This is a genomic window from Roseibium sp. SCP14, from assembly GCF_040329475.1.
Classification (GTDB): Bacteria; Pseudomonadota; Alphaproteobacteria; order Rhizobiales; family Stappiaceae; genus Roseibium.
The window spans coordinates 1-228 of sequence record NZ_JBDZYH010000052.1; the positions used below are offsets into that span (position 1 = coordinate 1).

Below are 228 nucleotides of genomic sequence, written 5' to 3' on the forward strand. Positions count from 1 at the left end.
GGCAACGGCAACACGCTCGACTTCTCCGGCATGACGGTGACGGACGCCAAGCTTGACGGAGCCGGTGGCAACGACACGATCATCGGCACGGCTGGCGACGATGTCATTGTCGGCGGTGACGGCAACGACACGCTGGACGGCGGCGAGGGTTCCGACACGTACGAGTTTGGTCTTTACGACGACTTCGACACGTATCAGGACAGCGGCACGGGCGCGTCCGACGTCGAC

At 64.0% G+C, this 228-nt stretch carries 1 protein-coding gene; it reads left to right on the forward strand.

What is annotated here, in order from left to right:
* The coding region (locus tag ABLQ08_RS32575; protein WP_417714978.1) for a calcium-binding protein at positions 1-228 on the forward strand (228 nt) is incomplete at both ends.